We start from the raw sequence: 5,965 nt of genomic DNA on the forward strand, positions 1-5,965 counted from the left end.
CTTACAAAACAGCCGGCTTCCTGACGTGCTATGGCAGCGAGTTCATCTCGCGTGACCTGGACCTATGGGCCTATGCCAACGACGTCACGCTGGACTTCTCGCGGCCTGGAAAGCCGACGGATAACGGCTTCATCGAGGCGTTCAATTCAAAGCTCCGGTCGGAGTGCCTGAACACCCACTGGTTCATGAGCCTTGCCGACGCCCGCGAAAAGCTGGAAGAATGGCGTAGACACTACAACGAAGACCGACCCCATAGCGCGATCGGATACAACGTCCCTATTGCCATGCATTATCCCGATGGCGTCACCAGCCCGTCATCGTGACAGAGCCGGAAAAATCCAGCTTCTGGCGGTCCAAGTTTGGGGAGCAGCGCACACTAGAACAAGCTCTCCTATTCAATGGTCCAAAATGTTGGGGTAGGTCACAACGAAGAAGACAACTATTAGCACCAAGTGCAAACGATAAATAAATTATTAAAAAACAAGTCAATGCAATATCAGCGAAAGATGCTGCTTTTTTTAGAGGTCAGAACTTCGACTTTTGTCAAGCCCTTTTGGCTTTCGGAGAACAGATGCGAAGTTCCACCAAATACGAGAAAGGATCTTCGTAAATCGTCTCTCTTTTGAGGGTCATCCTCTCCAAGAACCTGATTAACAGTCATTAGCATCCATTCGCAAAGATTTATATCCTCTATGGCACGCTTGAGGTCATCGACACCAATAACCTTTATCTTACCAATATAACGAACTATTGCATTGTAAGCATCTATAGATTTACTATCCCTATCAAACTTAATCCTGCCTGCGATTTTTAGCTTTCTTTCCTCCTCTTCGATTTTTGAAAAAAGAGTTTTAAAGGCATAATCATCACAGGACATCCAAATCTCGTGCGCCAGGATGTTCCGCAATCCGTAAATATCGCGAAATATTTTTTGCGAGTACGAAAACACCTCAGACAAAATAATATCATTTTGACCATAATGTGTGGAGCACAAAAAATCCATCCTTGCATTTGGGCTCGGGTTACCTCTAGCCATTGCGCTGGCATCAAAAAAATTTGCGCCATGGGTAGTGAATAGTATTTCTTGGATCAGATTTTGCAAGAAGGAACACCTGGATATTATAAGCGCGCTGTGTTTTCTAAATTCAATTGAAACAACCGCTCTGCCTCCACTTTTCAAATCAATAGAAGTTCTTCCAGCGACATAATTGTAGTATCTAGACATACTGCGGCACTCCTTGGGGTGTTTTTTAAAACGCTTTAGCATGGCGAAGACACTTGCGATATCTACGATAGTTATGCCTGACCTGTATCAGGGCAAACAATTTCCTCGCGAAGTTGCGCACCTCCTGTCACGCGATAAATTTCACTTGTTGACCTAGGGTCCGCAGCGATCAATCTCTGTTAATAACTGCCGTTTGTTTCGAACACATCTAACTTCCGGTTTCCGCTCCTTGCGAAGGCGACGGCCTGACCTGCGCGCCCGGCCCAAACCAGTCATTCAGTCGATGACCCAATGCTGCGTTGCTGCCCTTCGAAGCGGTCGTTCGTGCATCGCGCGGCATTTTTGAGGAATGAGAGGCGGCAAAGTGGACCTTCCAGTCATTCACCGGAACTGCTCACGCCGTGGTGCAGCTTCACCAAACCGAATATTCGCCGGCTGTTGGCTCTTGTGCGGATCGTGAATGGGAGTGAGATTGATCACAAGATGATCAATGACAATACAACGGTAAGTTTTGAACAGATGAAAGGGGCTATCGGCTCGCTGATTTTCTTATGGTCGCAGATCGAAAGAGAATTGGCAGAGTCCCTGGATGCGCTGCAGATTAAAGGTTCAGGTTCATCAAAGCCCGCCCACGGAATCGCCCGGAGGCTTGACCTCTGGTCTGGCCAGATCCAGCCTCGCAACGGACAGCGTGAGTTGGCTTCAAGGCTGATAGATGTTCTTGTTTCTCACCTTAGGGAAGCTCTATCCGCCAGGAACCTCGTCTGTCACGGACTCATTGGGATCACCGCGAAGATCCATCCCCAAGGCAATGAGGCTCACCTCACTGTGGAACTTGGTGACATCAGAAAAAAACTGACCTGGACGGAGTTGCAGATAATGTTCCGATGGATGTCGAGGGCGCACTGGTTAATTCGAGATTTGACCACTGCCTCACTTGAGCCAGATCACTTGTGTGCCGAAAACTTGCTTCTTGGATGGCAGGAATTTCCAGATATCAGTTGACGGCCCATTGCTGTCGTTCATCGTGCCTTTGGGGCGCTGCGCTGCGGCCCGTCGTAGCTGCCATTCGCTAAACGCGCGTTATGACGTTTAATAGTTTGCACAGGCACTTTATCCAGCCTTTTAGTTCGGCTTCCTGATCGCTGACTTTCGGCAATGCGCCGACTCTTCTCACCGGATTGCACTGTTGTCTAATCTAATATTGGTGCACGTGTTGTAGCCCGCCTGTATCTGCTCCAGTCCTAATGAATCTGATATTCTGTTGCTGTCAAACTTTGGTCAGCTGATCAATCTTGTCCTGCATTGAACACATTCCAACGTTCTTGAAATTTAGTTGCGGACGGCCCACCCTCCGGAAGCTCCAGCACCTTCTTCTGTAGGTCAGGATAAGCGGACTTTACAGATTGTTGCATAGTGACGCTCAAAGTTTTTGGGTCTATAGCAATCAAACCTGCGTCGAAAAGCCGATGAAGGTCTACTCGTAGGACAATTGAGTTTTCCGCCCGCATTTCTCCGGCTTGTGCGTGTGGAACGATGTGTGCCGCTTCCAGCACTGTGTCCAGATTCGTACCAGAGATGGCACAGCGATAGTCCCAAAGAGCGAGGGCATCGCGTCTAAATTGCAGTTGTCCCGGACGCGCAAGACGCCTTGCGGTTTCGTATGCTTTTGCGGCGGAGTAATCAAAATCGCCGTCTCGCTCAACGTCCCAGATTGCGAACCCTTGGCTTTCTAGCATGTCAATAATTGGGTCGGTATGCCAATTTTGATGAGGGATATTATTAGCACGAAATGCTGCTTTGCCTATCGCTTTTGCATGAAGCATTGCACCATGCCAGATTAGAAAGTACCGCCTGCTTGGTCCTGCATTTAGTCCCTTCATCCATGCGTCCAAGTCATCAGCCTCTTGATACTCAGCGATCCCTTCTTCGATATCAGTATGAGAAATTTTTTGCAGCAGATCTGAAAGGGTATCGGGTCTGGTGTTTGGTCGATTCATAGTTATGTCCAATATCAGAAACCTACGCCAAAGCAGACTTAGAAGCACCATACGACGAATAACTGCTTCACTTTATGTATCGCTTGAGTATCTTCAATACTTCGCATACGGTGGAAAAAAAATTCACCCTACCTCGAACGCCTTTACAAAAGACCTGATGACATACTGGGCCACCCTATGAGCCTCGTATACATCGCTGAATGTAGCAGTTGTCGTGCGTTCATGGGCATAGGCGTTCCGCCAAGCAAAAATACTATTATAGCTGGTTATAGGATCGGTGCGAAATCTGCGCTCAACCACGACCTTTCTTTCTTGAAGAATCTTATGGAAGGTAGTGGAATTCTTCTTCACCCCATGTCCTGACCATTCTGTAAGACCAAAGTGTCTGGAGTAGGATATTAAATTGTCTACAGATATCCGCGCATTTAGCCGATCAAAATCTTTCTCGATGTGTTCTCGGTACTTGGGATGAAACCTGCCAGCATAACTTACTAGGGTCTCTTTAACGATACCCTCATAAGAGGCTGCAATCGTTACAGCAAACATTCCAGCAATTTCGTTTCGCAACCGTTGTTCGGCGCTGGACGTGCCATTCAGCTTTTCTTCAATGTCCCGCGCCAAGCTGCGAATGTGCTGGAAGTTTTCATCTAATACTTCACTCATGCCCGAAAAGGATCTTATCTGCGATAGCCTTTCTTGATTTTACGCTATCAATATTTGATGTGTTAGAGGTTATCATAGTCCTAAAATCATGGTCTTTCAGTAATGCATCATAGCTATCTTTTGATAGAATGGTACTGGAATCTTGCTCCATTAGTGAAACCATCACTGCCTCTAATGTAGCTGCATTCAAAAGCCCTCTGGGCCTAAATGGTTTTTCCAACGCCTCAACGACAGCTTCCGCCGCAGAAATAAAAACGTTGCTGAACTCCTTTGATCTATCGGAATCAAGCGACCTGTTCTTCGACATCTCCTTGGATAGGAAATCTTTCATTGGCGGGGTATAGTTTTCTGTGTTCTTGTAAAATGCAAGAAGTCTCAGAATTAGTTCGATATCTCTCTGTTTAGGGTCAGGATCGGGTTTTCCGTAAATCTTTCGCCAATTTTCATCTTTATTTAGCCGCTCAAGCTCAGACAAAAGGGTTCCACGATAAACAGCGTTCCTGATCTCTTGAGCATTGAGAGGTTGACCACCAGTGTTCAATCTTTCGAAGATATGATATACACTTTCCGGCTGCTCTTCTTCAGGAGTTAGCTGCTTAACGGTTACACCCCTCAAGCTGGTATTCTTTATCCTACGCTTGGTGCGGTCATCAAGTTCAGCAAAAGATTTTCCCTCTAAATCCTTTCTTTGCTCAAGCCCCTTCAGCTTGAACACCTTCCTGTTACCGTTCGAATCCTCACCACCGAAAAAGCCCTCAAAAAAATAGGCAATCGAAGTGATTCTTTGCTGGCCATCGATTACCTCAAGCTGCCCATCGGCATTCTCATAGAAAAACACCTGTGGCACGGGCAAACCGATCGCAAAAGACTCTATTAACGTAGAAGCTCTACGAATATCCCAAACAAATTTTCTTTGATAATCGGGTATGATGATATCGCCGGTTTGAAACTTGCTGGCCAGCAGTTCCAGGGTCCAATCGCTTGACGTCACAACGATGTTGAATTCGACCGTCGAAGTCTCATCATCCTCATTCGTCAAATATTCTATTTCAATTTCATCACTTTCGCTCACGCTCAGCCCACTTCTATAAATCGGTTGCCTTTGGCACAGACTACTGTACCTCAGGAAGATCGTAGCTCTTGGGTAAACTCCCTGCAACGTAATGTGTCATGCCCTTGTCATTTTGTGATGTTTGACAGCGCGATTGGCACTGCGGCGAAGAGCAGACCTTCGTTCGGTTCGCAGCGAAAGTCGGCTCTCCGCCCTTCCTTTCGGACCGTCGAGATCGGCTCAGAACGTACATTCAACGCAGCGATCGACGCCGCGGAGCAGCTTCACCAAAGCAGACATTACATAGACTGGTCGAAATGTGCTCCGTTCGCGACTGGAAACCTTCATGTGTTTAACGCTGTGTAGATCGCAACAACCATCGAAATCACAGCTACAACCAATGCGAGTAAGGTAACCCCTTCCATGCGTCGCTGCGCCGCGATGCTTTCCTTGGTGCCCAAAGCGGAAGAAAGCTGGTTTAGGAATTCACGGGTGTCCTGATCTTCTTCAAGAAGCTGCCGCGAGAGCCGACCAAGAAACGATTTCAGGCCTTCTTTAATTTCATATGGCTTTTCTTCATCCCGATGACTTTGCTGCGTAAAACCTGTGGCGTTCCACCGGAACGATGCATCGTTCTCGGAGAGTGCCAAAACTTCGCGCGCGATAGATGGTACGCCAATAGATCGTCTGAAGAACTCACTAATCTTCTCGACCTCACTTGTGGAACGACGCGCGTTCGAACGCGCCGACAAGGACTGACGAGTTTCCTTGAGGCTTCGAAGCACCTCACGAAGATAGGCCGCAAGCGCGTATCTGGCGATGATGCCGTAAAGCCGTTCATTGGCGAAATAGGTTCGGCTACCCAATGAGTCACCGCCGTAAGTCTTCAAATCCTCATCGTTCAATGTATCCCAGCGAAGCGCTACGGTCATGTGATTGGAGATTTCGTCGCGCCGTGCTGCATCAAAAGAAAATTTCAAAGAGGGCACTGATGAACGGCGTTGTTGCAGAAGTCAGCGCTGGAAG

The 5,965-nt window shown here is 47.5% G+C and carries 7 protein-coding genes; 2 read left to right on the forward strand and 5 right to left on the reverse strand.

Translation table 11 applies throughout. The features are described 5' to 3' along the window. The coding region (locus DL1_RS20245) for an integrase core domain-containing protein (RefSeq protein WP_051693726.1) at positions 1-323 on the forward strand (323 nt) is incomplete at its 5' end. Positions 324-496: 173 nt separating this feature from the next. Here DL1_RS20245 and DL1_RS21765 read toward each other — a convergent pair. Then, on the reverse strand, positions 497-1,225 hold the full coding sequence (locus tag DL1_RS21765; protein ID WP_143081784.1) for a hypothetical protein: 729 nt from the start codon (positions 1,223-1,225) through the stop codon (positions 497-499). 324 nt (positions 1,226-1,549) lie between these two features. Here DL1_RS21765 and DL1_RS20255 point away from each other — a divergent pair, with 324 nt between their 5' ends. Then, entirely contained in the window at positions 1,550-2,230 is a 681-nt protein-coding gene (locus DL1_RS20255; protein ID WP_156022755.1) for a hypothetical protein, read from the forward strand. A 284-nt stretch (positions 2,231-2,514) separates the two neighbouring features. Here the strand turns inward: DL1_RS20255 and DL1_RS21105 are convergent, their stop codons facing one another. The 4 genes from DL1_RS21105 to DL1_RS20275 form a co-directional block, all read right to left on the reverse strand. Continuing rightward, positions 2,515-3,225, reverse strand: a complete 711-nt coding sequence (locus DL1_RS21105; protein ID WP_162178779.1) for an HNH endonuclease — start codon at positions 3,223-3,225, stop codon at positions 2,515-2,517. 123 nt (positions 3,226-3,348) lie between these two features. Then, complete coding sequence (locus DL1_RS21110; protein ID WP_051693728.1) at positions 3,349-3,888, reverse strand: HEPN domain-containing protein; 540 nt, start codon at positions 3,886-3,888, stop codon at positions 3,349-3,351. Further along, positions 3,881-4,960 (reverse strand): DUF262 domain-containing protein, encoded by a 1,080-nt coding sequence (locus DL1_RS20270; protein ID WP_162178780.1) that lies wholly within the window; start codon positions 4,958-4,960, stop codon positions 3,881-3,883. The genes DL1_RS21110 and DL1_RS20270 overlap by 8 nt, the downstream gene beginning before the upstream one ends. Positions 4,961-5,283: 323 nt before the next feature. Beyond that, positions 5,284-5,871 carry a hypothetical protein gene (locus DL1_RS20275; RefSeq protein WP_038070104.1) on the reverse strand — a complete coding sequence of 196 codons (588 nt, stop codon included), beginning with the start codon at positions 5,869-5,871 and terminating at the stop codon, positions 5,284-5,286. Positions 5,872-5,965 lie beyond the last annotated feature (94 nt).

The organism is Thioclava dalianensis (genome assembly GCF_000715505.1).
GTDB classification, from domain to species: domain Bacteria; phylum Pseudomonadota; class Alphaproteobacteria; order Rhodobacterales; family Rhodobacteraceae; genus Thioclava; species Thioclava dalianensis.

Bases quoted from the DNA above. Each gene is read 5' to 3' on its own strand.
- DL1_RS21765 (WP_143081784.1), bottom strand. From the start codon at position 1,225: ATGTCTAGATACTACAATTATGTCGCTGGAAGAACTTCTATTGATTTG.
- DL1_RS21105 (WP_162178779.1), bottom strand. From the start codon at position 3,225: ATGAATCGACCAAACACCAGACCCGATACCCTTTCAGATCTGCTGCAA.
- DL1_RS21110 (WP_051693728.1), bottom strand. From the start codon at position 3,888: ATGAGTGAAGTATTAGATGAAAACTTCCAGCACATTCGCAGCTTGGCG.
- DL1_RS20275 (WP_038070104.1), bottom strand. From the start codon at position 5,871: ATGACCGTAGCGCTTCGCTGGGATACATTGAACGATGAGGATTTGAAG.